This window comes from Chitinophagales bacterium, from assembly GCA_017303835.1.
GTDB lineage: Bacteria > Bacteroidota > Bacteroidia > Chitinophagales > Chitinophagaceae > JAFLBI01.
In genome coordinates this window covers 402,984-424,482 of sequence record JAFLBI010000002.1, presented here as the reverse complement: position 1 = coordinate 424,482, position 21,499 = coordinate 402,984, and the positions used below count along the sequence as shown (strand labels likewise).

At 42.5% G+C, this 21,499-nt stretch carries 26 protein-coding genes and 1 tRNA gene; 3 read left to right on the top strand and 24 right to left on the bottom strand.

Annotation, left to right across the window (positions count from 1 at the left end; translation table 11 throughout):
• Window positions 1-92: 92 nt before the first annotated feature.
• From J0L83_14560 to J0L83_14485, 16 genes are all read right to left on the bottom strand, one after another.
• Window positions 93-623 carry a hypothetical protein gene (locus J0L83_14560; protein ID MBN8665800.1) on the bottom strand — a complete coding sequence of 177 codons (531 nt, stop codon included), beginning with the start codon at window positions 621-623 and terminating at the stop codon, window positions 93-95.
• Between the two features lie 45 nt (window positions 624-668).
• Window positions 669-1,046 carry a hypothetical protein gene (locus J0L83_14555; protein ID MBN8665799.1) on the bottom strand — a complete coding sequence of 126 codons (378 nt, stop codon included), beginning with the start codon at window positions 1,044-1,046 and terminating at the stop codon, window positions 669-671.
• Between the two features lie 541 nt (window positions 1,047-1,587).
• Window positions 1,588-2,244: a hypothetical protein gene (locus J0L83_14550; GenBank protein ID MBN8665798.1), complete on the bottom strand. Its 657-nt coding sequence runs from the start codon at window positions 2,242-2,244 to the stop codon at window positions 1,588-1,590.
• Window positions 2,245-2,246: 2 nt separating this feature from the next.
• A complete protein-coding gene (locus tag J0L83_14545; GenBank protein MBN8665797.1) occupies window positions 2,247-2,546 on the bottom strand; it encodes a hypothetical protein in 300 nt (99 codons plus the stop codon).
• Window positions 2,547-2,564: 18 nt separating this feature from the next.
• Window positions 2,565-2,828: a hypothetical protein gene (locus J0L83_14540; GenBank protein MBN8665796.1), complete on the bottom strand. Its 264-nt coding sequence runs from the start codon at window positions 2,826-2,828 to the stop codon at window positions 2,565-2,567.
• Window positions 2,812-3,270 (bottom strand): hypothetical protein, encoded by a 459-nt coding sequence (locus J0L83_14535; protein ID MBN8665795.1) that lies wholly within the window; start codon window positions 3,268-3,270, stop codon window positions 2,812-2,814. Before J0L83_14535 ends, J0L83_14540 begins: the two co-directional genes overlap by 17 nt.
• A gap of 1 nt (window position 3,271) precedes the next feature.
• Complete coding sequence (locus J0L83_14530) at window positions 3,272-4,975, bottom strand: DNA cytosine methyltransferase (protein MBN8665794.1); 1,704 nt, start codon at window positions 4,973-4,975, stop codon at window positions 3,272-3,274.
• A 168-nt stretch (window positions 4,976-5,143) separates the two neighbouring features.
• A complete protein-coding gene (locus J0L83_14525; GenBank protein ID MBN8665793.1) occupies window positions 5,144-7,654 on the bottom strand; it encodes a hypothetical protein in 2,511 nt (836 codons plus the stop codon).
• A 32-nt stretch (window positions 7,655-7,686) separates the two neighbouring features.
• On the bottom strand, window positions 7,687-7,911 hold the full coding sequence (locus J0L83_14520; GenBank protein ID MBN8665792.1) for a hypothetical protein: 225 nt from the start codon (window positions 7,909-7,911) through the stop codon (window positions 7,687-7,689).
• A 168-nt stretch (window positions 7,912-8,079) separates the two neighbouring features.
• A complete protein-coding gene (locus tag J0L83_14515) occupies window positions 8,080-8,274 on the bottom strand; it encodes a hypothetical protein (GenBank protein ID MBN8665791.1) in 195 nt (64 codons plus the stop codon).
• Complete coding sequence (locus J0L83_14510) at window positions 8,241-8,480, bottom strand: hypothetical protein (protein ID MBN8665790.1); 240 nt, start codon at window positions 8,478-8,480, stop codon at window positions 8,241-8,243. The genes J0L83_14515 and J0L83_14510 overlap by 34 nt, the downstream gene beginning before the upstream one ends.
• Entirely contained in the window at window positions 8,477-8,725 is a 249-nt protein-coding gene (locus J0L83_14505) for a hypothetical protein (protein ID MBN8665789.1), read from the bottom strand. The genes J0L83_14510 and J0L83_14505 overlap by 4 nt, the downstream gene beginning before the upstream one ends.
• Before the next feature lie 392 nt (window positions 8,726-9,117).
• Window positions 9,118-9,191 (bottom strand) — tRNA-Met (locus J0L83_14500).
• A 214-nt stretch (window positions 9,192-9,405) separates the two neighbouring features.
• Window positions 9,406-9,630 carry a hypothetical protein gene (locus J0L83_14495; protein ID MBN8665788.1) on the bottom strand — a complete coding sequence of 75 codons (225 nt, stop codon included), beginning with the start codon at window positions 9,628-9,630 and terminating at the stop codon, window positions 9,406-9,408.
• The gene (locus tag J0L83_14490; GenBank protein MBN8665787.1) at window positions 9,627-9,839 is read right to left on the bottom strand and encodes a hypothetical protein; all 213 of its coding nucleotides are present in this window, start codon (window positions 9,837-9,839) and stop codon (window positions 9,627-9,629) included. Before J0L83_14490 ends, J0L83_14495 begins: the two co-directional genes overlap by 4 nt.
• A 32-nt stretch (window positions 9,840-9,871) precedes the next feature.
• Window positions 9,872-10,102, bottom strand: a complete 231-nt coding sequence (locus tag J0L83_14485; GenBank protein ID MBN8665786.1) for a hypothetical protein — start codon at window positions 10,100-10,102, stop codon at window positions 9,872-9,874.
• A 161-nt stretch (window positions 10,103-10,263) separates the two neighbouring features.
• Here J0L83_14485 and J0L83_14480 point away from each other — a divergent pair, with 161 nt between their 5' ends.
• Together J0L83_14480 and J0L83_14475 are read left to right on the top strand one after the other, a co-directional pair.
• Entirely contained in the window at window positions 10,264-10,737 is a 474-nt protein-coding gene (locus tag J0L83_14480) for a hypothetical protein (protein MBN8665785.1), read from the top strand.
• Window positions 10,738-10,877: 140 nt separating this feature from the next.
• Window positions 10,878-12,284 carry a thioredoxin family protein gene (locus J0L83_14475; protein MBN8665784.1) on the top strand — a complete coding sequence of 469 codons (1,407 nt, stop codon included), beginning with the start codon at window positions 10,878-10,880 and terminating at the stop codon, window positions 12,282-12,284.
• Window positions 12,285-12,331: 47 nt separating this feature from the next.
• Here the strand turns inward: J0L83_14475 and J0L83_14470 are convergent, their stop codons facing one another.
• From J0L83_14470 to deoC, 8 genes are all read right to left on the bottom strand, one after another.
• On the bottom strand, window positions 12,332-13,729 hold the full coding sequence (locus J0L83_14470) for an MBL fold metallo-hydrolase (protein ID MBN8665783.1): 1,398 nt from the start codon (window positions 13,727-13,729) through the stop codon (window positions 12,332-12,334).
• A gap of 1 nt (window position 13,730) precedes the next feature.
• A complete protein-coding gene (locus J0L83_14465; GenBank protein MBN8665782.1) occupies window positions 13,731-14,183 on the bottom strand; it encodes a DUF4442 domain-containing protein in 453 nt (150 codons plus the stop codon).
• A 98-nt stretch (window positions 14,184-14,281) separates the two neighbouring features.
• On the bottom strand, window positions 14,282-15,019 hold the full coding sequence (locus J0L83_14460; protein ID MBN8665781.1) for an ABC transporter permease: 738 nt from the start codon (window positions 15,017-15,019) through the stop codon (window positions 14,282-14,284).
• Between the two features lie 9 nt (window positions 15,020-15,028).
• Window positions 15,029-17,374: an NADP-dependent malic enzyme gene (locus J0L83_14455; GenBank protein MBN8665780.1), complete on the bottom strand. Its 2,346-nt coding sequence runs from the start codon at window positions 17,372-17,374 to the stop codon at window positions 15,029-15,031.
• A gap of 74 nt (window positions 17,375-17,448) precedes the next feature.
• Window positions 17,449-18,363 carry a HAMP domain-containing histidine kinase gene (locus J0L83_14450; GenBank protein MBN8665779.1) on the bottom strand — a complete coding sequence of 305 codons (915 nt, stop codon included), beginning with the start codon at window positions 18,361-18,363 and terminating at the stop codon, window positions 17,449-17,451.
• Between the two features lie 12 nt (window positions 18,364-18,375).
• Complete coding sequence (locus J0L83_14445) at window positions 18,376-19,551, bottom strand: amidohydrolase (protein MBN8665778.1); 1,176 nt, start codon at window positions 19,549-19,551, stop codon at window positions 18,376-18,378.
• Window positions 19,552-19,554: 3 nt separating this feature from the next.
• Window positions 19,555-19,974, bottom strand: coding sequence for an SPOR domain-containing protein (locus J0L83_14440; protein MBN8665777.1), 420 nt, complete (start codon window positions 19,972-19,974; stop codon window positions 19,555-19,557).
• 23 nt (window positions 19,975-19,997) lie between these two features.
• Window positions 19,998-20,669 (bottom strand): deoxyribose-phosphate aldolase, encoded by a 672-nt coding sequence (deoC, locus tag J0L83_14435; protein MBN8665776.1) that lies wholly within the window; start codon window positions 20,667-20,669, stop codon window positions 19,998-20,000.
• A gap of 111 nt (window positions 20,670-20,780) precedes the next feature.
• On the opposite strand from deoC, the gene J0L83_14430 reads away from it, so the two are divergent.
• Entirely contained in the window at window positions 20,781-21,485 is a 705-nt protein-coding gene (locus J0L83_14430) for a hypothetical protein (GenBank protein ID MBN8665775.1), read from the top strand.
• Window positions 21,486-21,499 lie beyond the last annotated feature (14 nt).

Here is a 21,499-nt window from a genome sequence, read left to right as displayed (position 1 = left end):
AATTGCCACTATGTATGTGTGTTGGAAAGGACAGTGATTTTTGAAAATTGCTTTCATTAATGCCCGACAAATCGGGCGCAAATTTTCTGAAATTAAAATAGGCGCAAAGGCAATGGTGGCAATGGTTTTGCCGACAAATCGGGCGCAAATTTTTTAGCAGATTTTTCCTCGTATCGCTGATGCTTTTTCACCATTGCATCGTAGTTAATATCGTACTCCAACTCTATGTTGTAACGCTTGCAAAAATCTTCAATAGCATTTTTCCGCTCAAGGCCCAGCATCTTGTAGCAAAATGCGAAGTTGGCAAATTCATCTTCAAATTTTTTCTCTAGCAGCTTATTCAGGAACACTGCATTTTTTTGGTTGATGCCGGTACCATACTGGTATTCGTTAAACCAACGAACAGGCAACAATATCTGCAGCTGCACGGTGAACTTGTCGAAAGCTTTATGAATGAAAGACCATTCTTTATTGTGGTACACATCTTTCTCCAAGGCTAAAGCAATCATCATTCCGTAATAGTCTGAAGAGTCGAACTGAGCAGGAGAGCCGTAATCGGTCTCAATATATTTTTTGAGAAATGGCTTTGTGGGCAGAACTACGGAGAACTGGCTTACTCCCATGACTACAATAATACACCAATTCGACAAAAAATTCGACACAACAGATTAAATTTTTATCCAATAATTAATGATTAGGCCTCTTCTGTTCAATAGTTCTGGTGTATGCATCTCTTCCAGCTGCGCAAGAAGCTCTACAGCAGGTAAGCCACTGCTTAGCATCGCGATCATGTCGGTAAGTTCATGTGGCCAGATGGGCAGCATATCATCCAACTTAAAAAGTACCGGTGGATATGATTGGTCTTTGGTGTGTATGCGAAAGATGCTGTTTCTCCAGTTGGTAGGTACTTTACTTCTGTCTGGAGCCAGTGTAACATCTATCATGGCATTACACACCAGCTTATTGTTGTAGTTGGTGTTCCAGAAAATGTCTTTGATGGCTGCCTGTGTGGTAGGCAAAGCTGTTGAAGTAGCGATATTTTCCATAAGCGATTTTTTTGGCTGACTTTGAAAAGGGGGTGAAGTTTGAAACATTTTTACTTAATTACTTGATTATCATTTGTTTCAAAATGTTTCAACCCAATGTTTCAACTTGTAACAATCTGTAACAAATTGTAACAGCGTAGCAGCCTGAAACAAGTTTGAAACATGCCACAACTACCACTAACAGATTGATTCTCTTTACTATTCTTCTTTTCTCTAGAGAGAATGTTTCAAATGTTTCAAGAAAAAGGAAGGTTGCCAAAACGCCATTTTTAGCCTTAGGAATAGGCCACAGGGCCATTTTTGGCGCGCCGAATAACATACTGCTACTACTACCGCTGTTACATAAACCGCGCTTTTCATTGATAATCAACATTGTTTCAAACTTTTTTGGGGTGAAATAGAACAGGGATGGGCCGGATATATTTTATTTCATGCGTAAAGTATATGCCCGTTGTATAGCCTGGTATCTGAAGTATGAAGAACTGATCTGGATGGCGCTGGAGCTGCTAAATGAATTAGCTGCCCTAGTGAGCAGCTAATATCAAAACGGCCAGCCTGCAGGCTTCTCTATGCGTTCAAATTCAACTACCCATACCCATGGGTTTGCATCCCAACTTTCGGGGCCTTTGATAGATTGCCAAAGTGATTTAAAAGAATTGATTGATGATGAATAACAGTTTTTTTCATCTAAGTAATCAATATAATGGCTTGTCATTCCTACTGGAATACCATTTGTTGTTCCTATTCCTTCTGCAATTGCATCATCCTCACTAATATCCTGCAGCCTTTCAACCCGTACAGATTTTACCTGCAGGAATAGTCTGCATGCAGCTTTGGGCATGTGGATTGATGGATCATAGGAAGAAAATTTATTTTTACATGGATCGATACTTGGTTCTGCCTTATATACGTATTCTATTGAACCTCTATACTCAATACGATTAAAACTCTCTCTCACCCATAGCACATCGCCCGGTTGGCCGTATGGGCATTTGAATGAGTCTAAGCATGAAAAGCCATCATTACTGAATGTGTCTGCAACTTCCCATTTTTCGCCACGTTGATAAATACGAACCCTGCTATCAGTTCGGCCATGCGTTAAGGGCTGCGGCTTCACTACTCTCCTTGTCTGCGTTTTACGGCCATCGAGTATGGCCTGCACCATTGGGGTGCTGAATAGTATTGGTATTGCTTTCATGATTAGGCTGTTTGAGTTTTTATGGCACTATAATTTGTATATGAGAATCCGCCAGATGTTTTATAATGATGCTCATTGATCAATTTTTTACTAACTAAAAATCTGCAGGTTCTATACGCGGCAGATGTTTGTCCGAAAGAATCTCTTGATGCCGCACGCCTTTGTTTTCCTATAGATTCATAGTAAACTCTTGCTACATAACAAGCATTTACCTCTCCTTTGGATTTATTGATAAAGTCTAAGAAAAATGACTGCATAGCAGTAAGCTTAACCGACTCAATTTTTTCATTTGCTGTTTTCATGATTATTATTTTAAATGATTAATACCCCCAAAAACCTGCGTTGATATCGGTACTGAATGTTGTTTTCTTTGCTACTTTTCTGCTCTTAGCATCTTTCCAGCCTTGCTCATAGGCTTCTTTGCGGATGCGCTCAATTCTGCTGTGCAATGTTTGATTCATGGCATCTTTTAGCAGCTGTGCATTCATTGGTGTATGGTTACAAACTCTAAATGGAATGACGTAACCAATTGACAGTGTAAATTCCAGAGTAACATTGGAGCCGTCTTTACTTAGTTTTAGCATGGTGCTGTTTTTTTGAGGTGAAGGGATTTTGTATGCCTAAGAAGCTTGCGCCCAGGATAAAGCCGTTGGTGGTAAACCCGGCACGCAAGCCCATTTTAGTATTATAGTTTACAGGCAGGTAAAAATTGCAGCCAGCTTCTGCATAGTTGCGGCCAACAGATAGGTATGGGCTTAGCAGCTTTCTACCCATTGGTATAGATGCTTGGTAGCTAATAAGCAGCCGGTATTTGGTAATAGGCAAGCTGTTGGCGTCTTCGTGCGATAGCTTACCGGCAAGCATTAATCCACCAAATTTTGGCTTCCAGAAACCTGCTGCTACTTCTGCCTGTAACCAAGCTTTACTGGTGTTGGCACCGCCAAAACCACCTACAACAAAAGTTTTCTTTTGCGCTGCTACTACTACAGCTAATAAAATAGCTGTGATGGTGATGAGTGTTTTCATGTTATGCTACTTTTTTGATTCTGCGAATGATCTCAAAGCCCATGGCCTCGCACCATGCTTTGATCACTCCTGGTACAACTGAATTGCCGATGAATTTTTTCTGATCTGATTGGTTGCCGTGTAAATGATAGTCAACGGGAAAGCCTTGTATCTGCAACAGCTCCAATACTCGAAGCATGCGCATTTTGATGTCAACAAGGCCATACACTGCCATGAACATTTTTATGCGGATCATTGGCTCGGTATCATCATCATAAACCGGAATGCTATAGTTTCCTGCCTCAGCCTGTACTAAGTACAAAGGAGCTTTGTCTTGCCTTGCTACTATTGTGCAGCAAGGATCTTCCACACTGCCATTGTTTCCACCCCATGCCGGATTAACAATGTAGTGATGTCTCCTACTGGCTTGGATGGTTGGTGCCGGCTCTTCAATTGACTTCGGTTTATTCTCATAGCTCGTAGGCATGATGAATGGCACTGCCTGAATAAGGTTGTGCTTATCGTTGGTGAGAATGGCACCGGCTGGCCGATCTATTGACTGATTCTGTGCTGATGCAAACTCCGGTGATATTAGCTGGAAGCGGTCTTTTGTTGGTATGGTAGGACATGGTTTCTCTACTGAGCTGCAATTGTCTCCATTGCCGTAATAAGCTGCAAGGAATTTTGGCTGTACAACTCCTAATCTGGGTTGAGCTGCAATAACAGGACATGGATTTTCCAAAGAAGGTGGTGTATGTACACCATCTTCATTCATAGAATTGTACTTCAATAGAAAACTTGCCTGAACCAGTGCCTGAGAGTCTATACATGTGATTGTACCGGCTGGTTGATTTACCGAAATGTTTTTTCCTGCAGGACGGCCACTGTAGTACTTACTGATGAATGATGTGTCACCATTGGCCACATACTTGATCAATCCGGCATAGATGCGTTCCAGAGTCTTATCTGATAGGGCTTTTTTCCGGTTGAATATGCTCTCACCTTCATCTGAAAAGTCAAGCACATCCTTTACCGCTTTCCACTTTTTAAGGGTGCCATTAAAAAGGCTATCCTTAACCGGATTTTTTGCATGTGTAGGCTTGGGCCATACTATAGGCAACCCGTGCTTTGCAAAGCACCCAAATAGCCTATTTCGGCTTGTATATGCCCCAAAATTGGCACTGTTTAATTCTGTCCAATCATCATAGTAACCATATTCACAGATGTCTTTACGCCATCGTAAGAAATCTGCACCGCTTTTTTTGCTCAGTGGTTTTCCGTTCTCATCAAGTGGGCCCCAACTCATGAACTCCACCACGTTCTCGATCTGCACATAGTCCGGATCAATTGCCTCAATGTATCTATCCAGGTGCTCAGCCAATGTGCGGCTGTCTGGGTCTCTGGGCTGGCCTCCTTTGGCCTTGCTGAAATTGGTGCACTCAAGGGATGCCCATAAAACAAGGTATGCATCCGGATATCGTTCCTGCCACCACTTAACAATCTCTTTCAGCTCGGTAAGGTCAAGTGTGCGAATGTCCTCTTCAAAGTGATTTACCTCTGGATGGTTTTTCCAATGGCTGATTATGGCCTTTGGATCATGGTTCACACATGCAATTACTTTGGCAATATTGTTGCCATCAATCTCTGCCTGTGTAAATCCGGTTGTTGTGCCTCCGGCTCCGCAGAACAAGTCTACAATTAAGAAAATGGGTGTATTGTCGTACATACAATGTTTTTTAAAAGGCCGCTCCGGGCAGAAAAGCACTCCGGTTCAAGATTGTTTCTATGATGTTGAATTTGTGTTGTTCTTGTGGCTGTTGGCTACCCATTCCAACAGGCCGATTGTTAACCTCACTTGCCTATCATACACAATACTTTAGCGGCCCTATTTATGTTAATCGAATAGTGATCCTTCTTTTGGCACAAAACCTGAATCCGGTATTCCGCTATTGTTCGTCATTTCGCTGATGTGCTTCTGCTCAGGATCTGGTTTAAAGTGTGCCAGCTGTTCTGCAGTTAAGAATCTTTCTTTCTTGAAAATGTATGGCCTACCTAAGCAGCTTACTTCTGATCTGTTGCGTTCCTTTTTAGCGGGATCCTCAGCCATCTTAGGATAGCTGTAGCGTTTTGTTTTATATACTTTCTTAATTATCGAGAGCGCCTGCAGCTCTTCAACTTTATACTTCTGCATGGCAGCTTTTAAAGCATCGCCATCATGTGGGTATTCTTTGCCTTCAAAATCCCACACATGAAACATATCTAGCTTCAAGCTATCTTTTAGCACCTTAGCCACATAGTTGCGCTCATAGCGGTTGTTGAGTATTTCCTTTCTTACATCTTCACCACTCATGTATATTTCATCGCAACCAAAGTCCATAAAGGCATCGCGCATGTATTCAATAATCTCTTTCTCTACTGTTGGTTTGCTGTATTCAATTACTCTGCGCAATGCTTCTGTTTTCAGCAGGCTTGGGTGGAACCACATACGGTTGAGGTTATCCGTTACCATTTTTCTTCTGCTTAGGAAATTGAGGAATGCAGGTATTTCCTCAATCATATTATCCATCAATCCCGGATTCTCTTTGGTGATGGTTGGCACTTTGATGATCCAGTAACGGATATCATCTTCAGAAGCATAAATGAAGTTTTCTTCGTTATTGGTGATGAACATAAACTTGATGAAGCAGTCAATCTCTACGTGATCTTTACCCTTGCTGTTCATCATGATCTTTTCTGCAGTAGAGAGGCTTTTTACTTTCTCGATTACTGCTTGCTTATCGATCTTGGTTTCATCGCAAATAACCAGGGCTTTGGTTGCCCAATGCTTATTGAAGTCGCCTGCCAGATCCTGATTACCTACTACGGCACAGTTGCCACCGAGAATCTGTTTTAACAGCTTGCCAAAAGTTGATTTACCTGTGTTGTTCTCTTTACTTACCAAACACAGGATAGGCAGTTTCTGCCATGGGCGTTGGTAGATGAGTTGCACATAATCCATGCCCAGCTCAAGCATGCTGTATTCTTTTTTCTCACCACTAGCAGGATCTTTAAAATGCACTTTGTTGTGGCCGAAAATGTGCACCATAAAGCCATAGATGTTGGGAAAATCATCTATTGTGGCATTCTCTTCCTGAGGCTGAAAATCTAGCGGGTTATATACGTTTAAGCAGTTGTGGATGACAAGCTGATAGTTGATGTGATCAGGCACATTGCAGAAGGCCTGGTACTTGCTAACGTGCTTTAGGAAGTCTTTGCCGTGATCGTCTATGATGGTGGTTTTATCCCATCCCAACAGTTGGCGCTCCATTTGGCCGTACTTGTTAGGCACTTTTACAAACTTGTAGTATTGCGTACCTACGCGGCAATAGTCTGAAGCTGCACCGGGCACCAAGAGCTTGCAGGATCCTTTCTCATCATCGTACCGGTAGCGCGAACCGTGGAATATGAATTCTTTGTCTTGGCTAATTTCTTTTCTATCAACGTGCCACAGGAAGAACTCGGTAACATCGCGAAAGCGAAACTCATTGTACACCGGGTTGGTGCTAGTAGTAATGTTGTACTTCTTAATCCAGCGGCCACGTTTAGAAACCTGCTGTAGATCTGCTACAATATCTGCAGCATCATTGGGGAATGCAATAAGCAAATCATCCAGCCCTTTGTACTGGCCACGTGGCTGATCTGGGTGCTCCTGATGGATTTGGTCTGTATTGATGTGCATGAACCACTTCTCCACATCATAATCATCCAACAGGGTTTTAAACGTAGCTATGGAGCTGTAAAAGCTGTATGGGCGTTTGTACAGATCCACCTGCTCTTTAGGATCATTGGCTTTGGATGAGAGGTCGAACACATCGCCATCAGTTAGCCAAACCACTCTTTCTACTTTACACTGCTTAATCAGTTCTAAAATATCAGCATGCAGGCCACCTGTTTCTTTGTTTTTCAGGTGCGTAATAGATGCTACACCCACAATATCTAGCCCGTGCATAGAACCTTTGTAAGCTTTGAAAAAGCCTTCTATGATGTACAGGGTTTTAATGGGTGTGGCTGCATCGAACTTATCTAGTAAAGCAGGTGGAAAGAATGGGTAAGAACCATGCCCTTTAGGCATTTGGTACTTCATGGTATCGCCATTTGGCTTGATGGCGGGAGTCTCCAGACGAACGATAGACCAATGGTCTTTCATTTTGGTACCATCTTTACGGCCGGCACCATCTTTTTCTATGCGTATAAGCTCTCTGTGGATGGTGTAGACAATAATCTCAATGCCCTTTTTGTGTTCGCGAAAAATGGGCACCGGCTTTAGCACATTGGCTCCAGCTGCACTATCGTATTGAAGAAGCTTTATTTGGTTGTCTTCTTCAGTTATGCCAAGTAGTTGTAAACGCTCTTGAAAATAGCTCATGGGTAGTAAGGAAAATCAGCGTTAGGAAAGGGTTATTCAGCGGGTTGGGCGTTTTCGGCTATGTAGCCTACTTCATGCAGCAATGAATCAGCAAGCTGCTCCCAATATCTTTTGCGCTTTCTATTATGGTGGCCAAACTCGCTTTCAAACTTTTTACTACTGGCTCTTAAATTTCCAAGAATGCTGATGGCTTCCATGAGCACACTATCTTTTGTTTGTCCATCAGGAATGGTGATGGGTATTTTGGTTTTGGGCATGGTTAATCAAGACTTTTTAATGTTTTCAAAATGTCGTAGTACCCGTAGGCATAAACAGCTGTTGAGAAACCTCCAATGAATATGAAGGAAGAATTGCCTAAAATCAATCCTGCACAGAAGTTCAAAAACCACATGATGGCAGTGGCAAGCACTACCCTGCTTTGCTTCTTAATCTCTTTTTTTGCGTCCATCTAACTCAGCTTTAATGGTTGAGGAAATGATGCCATCTCTGCGTTGGCATTGCTTCAGGTATTTGCTATTGGGCGCCCCATTGTTAATGCGCATTTGGCGCTCAATGATGGCCCATTCTGCTTCTTCCTGAATGGCTTTTAGTTCTTTGGTGCTTCGCTGTGAGATGAGCATAATGCAGGTTTTAGCGTGAGGTGTTTGGTATTAATTTCAGCAATGAGGCAGTCGGCCATTTTCTGTGCTTCTTCTTCCTGCACAGATCTATATTTCTCAAACACAAATAGCCTGGTGAATTTGCTTAGTGTTTTTAGCTCATCTGTTGTGGTTGAATGCTGAATACAATCTCTGATGAGGTGTGCGGTATTCTCCATTGTATTCATCGGGCAGCATTTTGGTATTGGAGAATGTGTTGCCTTACTTCTGCATCGAATTGCATTTTGTATTGGTGCTGCAGGTATGCCAAGTAATGAGGATTGATTTCTGCAACCTTTTTAACGGTGCATCTGGCATACTGGCCGAACGGGAGCACATCTGAAAGCTTCCAGATTTTAGGCTCTTTCTTAACCCGTGGAGCGGGCTGTTTTAGTTGCTTCATTACAGAAGCAGTGAACATTTCTTTTTGCATATGGGCGTTGTTTAATTCCAGTAATCATCCAACTCCGCATCTGGCGTATCATTCAAACACAACACATCTAACAGCTCACAAATGAGCACAGCCAGTATGAGTAGTATGGTCTTTTTCAAAGCGTTCATTTCATAAAGCCACCCGAATCAGATCGGGTGGCCGTTGCTTCACCTGTATGCCTTTACAGGATTTCTACTTGTGCGGGGATAGGTTCTTTCAACCATGGCACTTTGTTCGTACTTGATAGGGCAGCTATCATTGGCTGATAACTGTAGCATTCCTATCCTCTCCCATGCAGGCATTGGTACCCAACCTGCGACCTTAGCCGGCTTTCGCCATGGGCCGACACCCGAACAATTGAAAGAACTTTTTACTCCCCTTTTCGAGGGTTGTTGCAAGGGGCAGATTCGAACTGCCGACCTTCTGGTTATGAGCCAGACGAGCTACCGGGCTGCTCCACCTTGCTATGTTGAGGGATTGGAATGGCTGAGAAAATAACCGTAACCAAAAGCATTATTTAGTTAAGTATTCAATCCCTCTGTACCGGCATTTATAAAGCCCTCGGTACAACAGGGCCATTCGTTTTGCAAGCTTTTTTAAAAGCAGGGTGTAGAAACACCCCGCGTGATTAAACGATTGCTTGCCATATGAAAAAGAACTTCAATTCAATTTTACCCGGCCTAGAAAGACTGGGTGTGATCAGCTATTATGAGCTCGTACCCATTACCGAGTTTTTGAAAACCCAGTTCTGCGAATAGATTGCTGTGGTCTGCTACATCCCACATGTATTCATATTCTTTCATTCGCTTGCGTACAAATGATTTTTCTACGCACCAGATTCCAAATGCTTCTACTCTAGCGCGATAGAAGCAATACAGGCTTAGTATAAAATCAAATGACATCATGCGTTTGGATATTTCTGTTGAAACTTCAATGCAATACGCTGGCGGAAATGGTTGCGCAGCTCTTGCTGATTGATGGTCTTTACATTTCTATTACCAAGAGAAACAGCACCAGGAAGCCCGTTAACGGCTTCTAACAACTGCGTAGCCATCCATCTAATCTGGTGCATGTTTGCTCCGGTAGCATCGGGGGTATTTACTGCGTTCGACATTTTTCTCGACATGGCTGGTTAAAAAAAATGATCTATTTCTTTATTGCTTGTTGCTTCTTACGCTGTAAGGCTTCAAACTCTTTTGCGACCTTATTTCTCGCTGACACTGTTTTTCTTAAAATTTTAAGGTCATTTTTTCTTTCTCTCAAAACATCATAAACCTGCTGCGATGTTAGCTCTATTCCTTGATTTGCAAGGATTTCTGAAACTCTCTGTCTCCAATTCTTAGGAAGTCTCTTATTAAATTTTTTAGCGGCAGGCATGTATATATAAAGTTTGGCATTTAGATTGAACACTAAAGTTTACCAGTCCTTAGTGTGTCCCTGTATTGTCCCTATTCGCTCCCTGTTTCTTCCCTACAGAGCGAAAGTATATGCTTTTGCCTTTTCGACAAAATTTTCGACAAAAAAAATTTTAAAAATTTATGAAAACAGCATCTACAGTGCTGCAAACACCCTTTGAAAGGGCTGTAGCACAGGTACTTGAGTATTTGGTAAAGCACATTGAACTGCACCAAAAATTCCGACATAAATCGGAATTACTGAATCAATTAGGGCTTGAATCCGCGCATTACAGCCATTATGTGAAAGGGAGAAGGAATATTCCTCAAAAACATTGGCACGAGCTGCAGAAGGTACTACTGAAGCATTACCATGTGCATCCTACATTCTTACACTTAGGCACTGGCCCAATGTTTAAGGATGATGCGCCCTGGTTACTGAATGAAGATCCTGCTTCTTACATGGCATTCACCAAAGAAAACTTTGATCAGCTAGTGTTGAAGCTGCAAAGTGCTGAGATAGCCATAGCCAAGCTGAGAGCGGAAAAGAAAGCATTAAAGCAGGAGCTAGAAGCCCTGAAAACTGGGGCGAAAACGCGGGCGAAAGTGAAGAAATAAGCTTTTCAACGTATTGATTTTGAATAGTAGTTGTACACGCAAAACTGTCTAAAATGACAAATAGCAGCTTCGATTCCCGTACCGGGTACGAAAAATCCCCACAGCAATGTGGGGATTTTTGTTTTTAACACCTATCCATCATGATTGAAGTATATGCCCGCCGCTGTTGGTCGCTGACCAACAGCCAGTTCCCAAAAGCACAATCAGTTATTACAGCTTGCTGGTCAGGCGACCAGCAAGGGTGCGAGATATTGTGTAGATTTAGTCAAGAAAAGCATTTAAAGGATTTAGCCTACGCCCATTCCATGAAAATCGCACATGTCTTTAGTGTGTTTTTAGCCTGTTTACTGGTTGCATGTCAGACTGATCTAAAAAGAACGACAAACAAATATAGCGTTGACCTAAGTTTCAACGCTTATTTAGATACCTCTCTGAATAAACAGAACAAATACAATGGCTTCTATCAAAACTATAATTTCTTAAAAGACACAATTGTTTCAGTTTACGGTAATTCAATTACTGGATCACTTTACTTTATTGACATCAATTATATGGCACCACAATTGCCGATAAGTGTATTCTTATTTAAAATGGGCAAAAACTATGCAATTTGTACCGATGCAGAAACACCCGGCGAAATTGACTTTACCAAAAGCTATAAAGAGAATAACCCAATTACCTATAAACATAGAATAGTTAAAACGGTACTCAAAAATGACTCCATCACGCTTATCGGCTATTTAAAGAAAAACTCCTTGGAAATTCAACACTTCAATCAAAAAAATACAAACAAACAACCAATCAATCTTGGACTAGGAATACAAGTCATCAACAAACATGGATCGCTTTTATTAAATGACAGAAAATATATCTTTTCTGTTAACACAATGCTTAAAAAGAATAGAGGAAAAAAAGAAATTAATACTGTTCGATTCTTCGATTCCTCTCTTGCATTCAATAACCAAAATGTGCAACTGGTTAATGTAACTTACACCGATGGCGACACCTTACTTCTTGGAGGACGCTTTTTTACAATAGACTCAATTCCTGATCATCTTTCCAAAATTTATTTGAGTGAGATTGAGCATAAAGGCAACTCAAAAGAAGGATTAGAAGTATTCAACCATCTTCCAATAAGTAATGGACAATTATTGGAAAACACCAACAAGACAATTCGTATTGGCGGAAAACAAGAAAAGTACACGCTGATTGATTTTTGGGGAACTTGGTGTCAACCTTGTATTGAACTTACGGAAGAGTTGAAAGCAATGGAAAGACAGTATAAACAGAGAATTAACCTAATCAGCATTGCATGCGATTTTAATCGAGCAGATGTGCTTAAACATGTGAATGGGCATCAAATGAATTGGACACATGTTTACGAAGAGTTTACAACCAAACCATTGAGCATTAAATACAAAGTTGATGCCTATCCCACTTTCATACTTCTATCTCCCTCTGGAGAAATTTTATACAGAGGTGTAGGTAAAGAAGGGTTTTATCGACTAGAAAATTTTTTAAAGTCTCTTTCAGATGTTGGTCGCTGACCAATCGCAATTCTCCCTATCAAGCATATTCGCGCATGCAAGCGCACTTACAACCCAAAACCCTGATGCATTTCAGGCATCACTACTTCAAAACCTTTGCGTTGCAGGCGCTGACTAAAATCTGCCATCACATCCGGCTCGCCATGCACTAAGAACAATTGTTTTACCTGTTGCTTGTTCTGGCAAGACAGCCACTGCAGCAGATCATCGTAATCACCATGCGCACTCATGCTGCGCATACTACCTACTTCTGCTTTTACTTTAAAATCCTCACCGAAAATGCGCACATCCTTCACGCCAGCCATCAATTTACCACCCAGAGAACGTGGTTCGCAATAACCCACCATCAGAATGGTATTATTCGGGTTATCGATATTATTCATGATGTGGTGCTTGATGCGGCCCGCATCTGCCATACCGCTTGCCGATATAATGACACAGGGATCTTTTAATTCATTCAATCGCTTACTCTCTTCTGCGTTCTCAATAAAATGCAATCCTGTAAAGTCAAATGGATCAGCATCGCTTTGCATTACTTTCTGCAAACGTTTATTAAAATACTGCGGATAAGATTTGATCACAGCAGTTGCTTCTTTACTCAGTGGGCTATCCACGTAGATATTGATCTTAGGCAATCTGCGTTCTAATTCCAACTGATTCAGTAATAACAATAAGGTTTGCGTTCTACCCACGCTGAACGCAGGAATGATGAGCTTACCTTTTTTTTGCAAGCAGGTATGTTCAATCCATTTCAGGAATGTATCTACAGAATGGTGAACTTCATCATGCAAGCTATTGCCATAAGTACTTTCCATGATGATGTAATCTGCCTGCGGAAACACTTCGGGTGAACGCAGGATATCATCGCGATAGCGTCCAATATCTCCACTGAATGTTAGGGCGGTGATTTTACCATCTTCTTTTACCTTCAGGTTTACCGATGCACTGCCAATAATATGCCCTGCATCCGTAAACATGGCTTCTACGCCATCACAAACCTGAAACCATTCTCCGTATTCCACTGATACAAACAAACCAACTGCAGCCAATGCATCATCTACTGAATACATGGGCTCAAAAGGTGGTAAACCCTGCTTAGCCCTTTTCTTGTTTGTAAATCTTGTATCATCACGCTGTATCTCAGCGCTGTCTTCCAGCAGAATAGCTGCCAGTTTTTTGGTAGCAGGCGTACAATAGATGGGCCCTCTGAAACCATCTTTATACAATTTGGGTATCAAGCCAGAATGATCAATATGTGCATGCGAGAGAATGAGGTAACCAATATCAGCCGGATCAAAACCCCAATGCATGTTCATGTCAATGGTTTGTTTACCCATACCCTGAAACATGCCGCAGTCCAGCAAAATATTGATGCCATTTTTTAGTTGTAATAAATGCTTACTACCGGTAACTGTTTGTGCCGCACCATGAAAACTGATCCGCATATTATTTTCCTTTTGCTTTGAATGACCAGGTAATTTGAAACACCGCTGCTACTTCGCCTTTATCATTGATACCTTCACTGCGCATCACAATGGTTTGTGATTCGCCTGTTTCAATGGCTTTATTGATAGCCGCTTGCGCAGCTGCACCATCTGCACAGGTAAAATGCACATAACCCGTTACACGTTTTTGAAACTGAGCTTCCATCTGAACCACCAACATACTACAGCCGGGTTTTCTGCCGTGAATATTGGCTAAACACAACACACCGGTACTCATTTCAGCCGCCATGGCCTGAACAGCGAAATACATGCTGGCAAATGGGTTGGTATTTAACCAGCGGTACTTTACATAAATCGTACACTTCGATGCATCTAATTCAGTAATACGCAAGCCGGCCAAAAATGCCATGGGCAGTTTACTGAACAGGAATAAACGGTATTTGATGGGATGCATGAGCAATGACCTCACGCGTGCAAATTGTGGACTCACTTCAATCGTTTGATGGAAAGTTACTCAATGCAGCGCAAGAAGTATCATAATAAAACGAAAAATCAGAGCAACAAAGCAGCCAACGCATAATCGGCAAACAGGATGAGGATACAACTCACCACCACAGCGCTGGTACTGGCCCTGCCAATTTCCAAAGCACCGCCTTTTACATGGTAGCCATAATAGGCAGGTACACTGCTGATGATAAAGGCAAAAGTGTAAGCCTTATATAGCGCAAAATTGATGTTATAGAAAACGATGTTCTGACGCAGGCCCGCATCGAAGATATCCGTAGCCAAAATGCCTGCAGCACTACCGGCTGTACGTCCGCCCCAGATAGCGAGCACTGCAGAGAGTACAATCAAGCAAGGCACTACGATTAAAGCACCCAAAATCTTGGGAAGAATTAAATAGGTATGGGTATTGATGCCCATGATTTCCAAAGCATCAATTTGTTCTGTGGTACGCATATTACCCAGTTCGCTGGCAATCTTACTACCTACTACACCGGCCAGTACGATACTGACAACGGTTGGAGATAATTCCAGGATCACACTATCACGGACAATCTGTGCAATGGTTTGCTTAGGCACGAGCGGACTCACCAATTGATACGCTGTCTGTACTGTGGTTACCGCACCCAGAAATACGGAAATGATAATTACGATGGGTAAAGAGCCGATACCGATTTCAACACATTGGTGCATCAATTCTTTCCAATACATGCGCCAGTTCTCCGGTTTGGTGAACATGGCTTTGAGCATGATGAGGAAGGCACCGAAATGTGTGAAGAATTTCATGTGGCGAATTTACCGTTTTCTTTTCTTTAAACGCTGCCACCATTTGCTACGCTGAATCACATCATCGGTATCTACTCGGCTTTTCAACTGTGCATCCACTACTGCCACCAAGGCCATGTTCACAATATTGCGAACAGTGCTACCCAATTGTAATACATGTACCGGCTTTTTCAAACCCAACAAAATCGGACCGATTGCATCCGCACCACCAATTTCGCGCAGGAGGTTATAGGCCACGTTACCGGCAGTAAGGTTGGGGAAGATGAGTACGTTTACATCTTCATCAACCAATTCACTAAAAGGATAATTATCGCGGAGAATTTCTTTATTGAAAGCAAGGCTGGCTTGAATTTCACCATCTACAATCAAAGATGGATTGCGTTGACGCAACAACTGGGTTGCTTCTGCCACCAATTTGGCTTCAGGTGATTGGCTGCTACCGAAATTGCTATAGCTCAGCATGGCAATACGCGGCGTAATATTGAAATGACGCACTTCTTTGGCCACCAACATAGCAATATCTGCCAATTCTTCTGCAGTTGGATTGAAGTTTACGGTTGTATCTGCCAAGAAGAGCGGACCTTTCTTCGTGAGTAGCAGATACATACCTGCAATTTTCTTCACGCCTTCTTCTGTACCGATAATCTGCAAAGCCGGACGAATAGCCTGATCATAGTTCCTGGTTAAACCAGAGATCATGGCATCGGCATCACCTGTTTCCACCATCATACAACCATAATGGTTGCGGTCTTTCATGATTTTTAGGCTCTCATAATGATTATAGCCTTTGCGCTGACGCTTTTTGAAAAACAGTTCACCATAGAAGTGACGCTTTTCTTCCAGCTCTTTGCTGCGCGGATCAATGATGGGCAGTTCAGTGATATCAATATCATGTTCATCCGCAATACGTCTGATCTTTTCCTCTTCGCCCAACAGAATGGGGTATGCAATTCCTTCATCGTAAATGATGCTGGCAGCTTTGATGACTTTTAAGTTATCCGCTTCTGCAAATACCAAACGCTTAGGATCTCTGCGTGCTTTGGCACCCAATGCACGAATCAACTGGTTATCCAAGCCCAGGCGCTTATTCAATTCTACTTTATATGCATCCCAGTTATCAATCGTCTTTTGCGCTACGCCTGATTCCATTGCAGCTTTGGCAACAGCCGGTGCAACAGTAGAGAGCAAACGTGGATCGAGTGGTTTGGGGATGATGTATTCCGGACCAAAAGACATATTCTTCTGGTTATACGCCATGTTTACGATATCAGGCACCGGTGTTCTGGCTAGTTCAGCCAATGCACGCACAGCAGCCAGTTTCATGGCTTCGTTGATCTGACGCGCGCGCACATCCAATGCTCCGCGGAAGATATAAGGGAAGCCCAATACATTGTTTACCTGATTGGGGAAATCCGTACGACCAGTCGCCATGATTAAATCTTCACGCACTGCAGCAGCCAGATCGTAAGTAATTTCAGGATTGGGGTTTGCCAATGCAAATACGATTGGACGCTTGGCCATGGATTTGATCATGTCTTGCGTAACCACATTGCCAACACTTAAGCCCACAAACACATCTGCATCCTTCATGGCTTTGGACAAATCCCAATCTGATTTCTTCACCATGAATTTTCTACGCAGTTCATCTAAATCGGTTCGGCCTTCATGCAGTACACCATCTTTATCGAACATGATAAAGTTTTCATACTTGGCACCAAGAGCCACATACATCTGTGCACAGGCCATGGCTGCAGCACCCGCACCATTCATCACGATGCGGACTTTATCAATCTTTTTCTTTTGTAATTCCAATGCATTCAGCAAAGCAGCACCGCTGATGATGGCTGTGCCGTGTTGATCATCGTGCATCACAGGAATATTCAATTCATCGCGCAGCTTGCGCTCAATGTAAAAACATTCCGGTGCTTTGATGTCTTCTAAGTTGATGCCTCCGAAAGTTGGTTCCAGCGATTTTACAATCTGACAAAATTTCTCCGGATCTTTTTCATTGATTTCAATATCGAACACATCGATATCAGCAAAAATTTTGAAGAGTACACCCTTTCCTTCCATCACCGGTTTGCTGGCTTCAGGACCAATATCACCCAGGCCCAATACGGCTGTACCATTGGTAATCACCGCTACCAGATTACCCTTAGCAGTGTATTTATAAACCTCTTCTTTATTCTGATGAATTTCTTTACATGGTTCAGCAACACCGGGACTGTAAGCCAGTGATAAGTCGCGCTGCGTCTTTGCTTCTTTGGTAGGGATTACCTCAATCTTACCCGGTCTTCCTGAAGCATGATACTCCAGTGCCTGTTCTCTACGCAGATCGTGCTTTTGTTTTGTCATACATGCTAATTAAGTACGCGCCTGCTCAGGATAACCTAAACAGGCGCGCAAAATACGATAATCTATGTTAGTGGCTAGGAAACCAGCGGAATAGAAACCGTCACAGTTGTACCCATATCCTCCTGACTGCTGATGGTGATGGTTTCATCCAAAGCTGCAATCATGTCCAGTACCAATCGCATACCAATACCTGTACCTTTTTCATTGTCTGTTCCACGGGTACTCTCGGCCATTTTTCGATTCAACTGATCTACTTTTTCGGGGCTCATACCCACACCTTCATCTGTAATCTGCAAGAGCAGTTTATGATCGCTGAGAATTTCGCGGATATAAATCAATTTCCCATGCGGCGTAAATTTGATGGCATTGGAAAGAATATTGCGGACAATCATTTTAATCATATCTGCATCCGAATGCACCAAATGATCTCGCACCTGGTTTTCAATCATGATATCCTTAGCCCTTGATAAAGAGTGCAGGGTTTGGATTACTTCATCAATGACTGGTTGCAAATGAAAATCGCGCTTATATGGCACAACACCATTCAGTTGTGTTTTAGACCAGTTCAACAGGTTTTCTGTTAAAATAAGTGTGTTCAGTACATCATTCTGCAACTGCTTGGAAAAGGGCGCAAACTCTTCATGAGAGATGAGTCCCTGATTCAGCAGATCCAATAAATTATGCGTGGAAGTAAGCGGGGAACGCAAATCATGGGAGATAATCGCAAATATTTTGTCTTTTACCTGATTGAGCTTTTGTACCTCTCTATTGGTGCGAATGATCTCGTCTTGTTGCTGCATCAGCATTGCAGCATCTTTTTTATGCTGACCAATTTTTTGAACAAGAAAAACGATGAATATTATAGCAGCAGAAAGTAAACACCCCAGGATGATGATTATCCAACGAAAAGTATTTGCATCGGCACTTGTAGTCTGACCAATGGCCATCAATGGCAGTATTAAGGCAGCTATCAACCAGCTTTTTCGCATGATGCGGTTTTTTCAGACGCTTACTGCCAGCCAAGCCATATTACCCATACCGATGGCAATAGCAGATTCGTCTATATCAAATTTAGGTGTATGTACGTTGTGCACAATGCCTTTGGCCTCATTTCGCACGCCCAGACGGAAAAAACAGCCAGGTATCTGCTGGGTATAGTAACCAAAATCCTCAGCGCCCATGCGCATTTCCGTTTCTTCCACATTGGTCTTACCCATGTATTGTTCTGCCAACTGCCAAGCTTTGTTTGTAAGCGCGGGGTCATTGTCAACAGTTGGATAGCCAACATCAATATGTACATCGGCTTCTGCACCCATAGCCGTCACCAATCCAATTGCCTGTTGTTTAATCAGCTCATGTGCTTTGAAACGCCAGGCTTCATCCATAGCACGGAAAGTACCCATCAACTTCACTTCACTCGGTATGACATTGGTGGTAAATCCACCCTGAAAAGAACAAATAGATAGTACCGATGGCGAAGTAGGATTGTTGTTTCTCGAAATAACTTGTTGCAGACTAACAACCAATTGTGATGCTATCAATATCGTATCAGCAGTAAGGTGCGGTGCAGCTGCATGGCCGCCTTTGCTTCTGATAGTGATATAAATTTCATCCGCACTGGCCATTACCCTACCGGTTCTGAAACTAAGCTTACCTACATCCAGACCCGGATGTACATGTAAGGCAATAATGCCTGATGGTTTGGGATTTTCCAATGCACCATCACGAATCATATAACTGGCACCTCCGGGATTTTTTTCTTCACCTGGCTGAAATAACAATTTCACTGTGCCCTCCCATTCATCTTTCAATTGCTGCAGGATTCTTGCAGCACCCAATAAAATGGTTGTATGTACATCATGCCCACAAGCATGCATCACGCCGGGCTTGGTAGAACAATAAGGTACTTGATTCTCTTCCTGAATTGGCAGCGCATCCATATCAGCGCGCAAAGCAATTACACGACTGTTGGGATTTTTTCCCTGAATGGTAGCAACAATACCAGTAGTAGCCATTACCTCAAAAGCAATACCCTCCTGTTGCAAACGCTCCTGCACGTATTGACTGGTAGCAAACTCCTGATAACTCAATTCAGGATGCGCATGCAGATGTCTTCTTACACCAATAAACTCTCCTGCATGTGTTGCAGCCAATGCCTTAATCTTCTCTGCGAGCATAGTTTATAATTCTTCGTCGTCTTTCAATGTATATTCAATGCCATCTTCCACCACAAACACACCCTGCGGGTATTGCTTGTTCAGGACCTTACGTATTTTCTCTGCATCCTCTCTTTTCAGAAAATTACCGAACCGCACTTTGAAGTAGGGCGACTGAAACAAGAGATATGCTTTGTGCTCTGGATAGCGGGAAAGCAGATCAGCTTTTGTGCGCAGAGCAACATCCCTATTGGTTGTGCTGACTATTTGCAAACGAAAACCCTTGATCATACCACTACTGGTAACCAAAGATGTACGTTTATTGATCTGTGCTTGTTTAGCAGACAATACATCCAATCTCGGATCCTTCTTTACAACAATAGAATCCTGACCGAAAACAGTAGAAATAAATAAAGTTGTTATGATCAATAAACTCAAACGCATTTTTCAGTAATGTACATAAAAAATCAATAGTTACCAGCTTCGGCCGCAGCCCCTTTTGCAATGGCCACACTGGCACTGCAACCCAGCCTTGTTGCGCCGGCTTTTACCAGTTCAGCTGCAAACGCATAATCACGAATACCACCAGATGCTTTAATCTGAACATGTGCAGGCAGATGTTTTCTAAATAAGCTTACTGCATGAACAGATGCACCTTTCTCTGCATATCCAGTAGAAGTTTTCAGGTAATCAATGCCAGCAGCGCCATACAATTCACAACAGCGAATGATCTCCTCATCTGTTAGCACCCCACTCTCGATGATGATCTTGATGATTTTGTTTTGCTGCTTCACAATGGGCATGATGTGGTTGATTTCATTCGCCAGGTATTCCCAATCATTATTCTTGATGGCTGCAATATTGATCACCATATCCAGCTCATCTGCTCCATCAACCATGGCCAGTAAAATTTCTGCAATTTTTGCTTCCACCGCCGAATAGCCGAATGGAAAACCAATCACTGTAGCCACTTTCACGGCACTGCCTGCTGTATGCTTTTTGGCATGCTTCACAAAGTTGGGCGGCACACAAACAGATGCAAATCCGTACTCCTTCGCTTCTGCACACACTTGCTCAATATCACTAAGTAATACAGTGGGCTTTAAAACAGTATGATCAATGATTGCTGCTATCGACATGTCCAGATTTTGCACAAAAGTAGGCATTACCTGTCTGCTGAAAAGTGAAAATACCCTGTAGCGGGTATTGAGGGGGATGTGCAAAAAACTTGCTTTGTAAAAAATTCAGATATGCAACCCATCAAACCAATCATGCTCCTGACGATGCTGAGTATTGCCACCCTTAGCATGGCACAGAAAAAAGACAGTGATGAAAACAGAGGCGATAATCACCGCTTGGATATTACCATCGGCATTGCCAATCCAAAAGCAGCGCAAGTTTTTGGCCAGTTCTACAAATCCAAAGGCTTACAACCCAGAATTACGCTTGAATACGCATTATTACATCTACCTTATAGCAAACAGCTGAATGCGCGTTTATCAGCCATTGCGGGATTAGAGCCACAGTCCTTTACCAATACAACCACTTTTCTTACAGAAGCTAAGATGACACAAAAACCTGTAGGCGGAAGGTTGTACCCTTTTGCTTTCAGAAAAGGACCTTGGGATATTGTTCAAAAGGGCAAGTGGGTAGAAAAACTGCCTTTCGGTGTTGATTGGCTGGCAATGGGTGGACTCTGGGCATTAAATGGCTTGTACTTTGAAGGCGGCATTTCACCCGGTGTAAAAATTACGGAAGAAGGTTATAAAGATGTAACACGCTCACCTTACTTCAGCGGCTGGGGTGTAAACTTCATGGATTTTCATACGGAAAATACATGGCGTTTTAAATTCAGCGTAGGTACTAGAAAATACACCTGGACCAATGCCAGTAATACCACTTCTCAGATTAAATCATTTTGCATGGATCTGGGAATCAGCTATCGTATCAAATAAAACTGTGTGCTTTT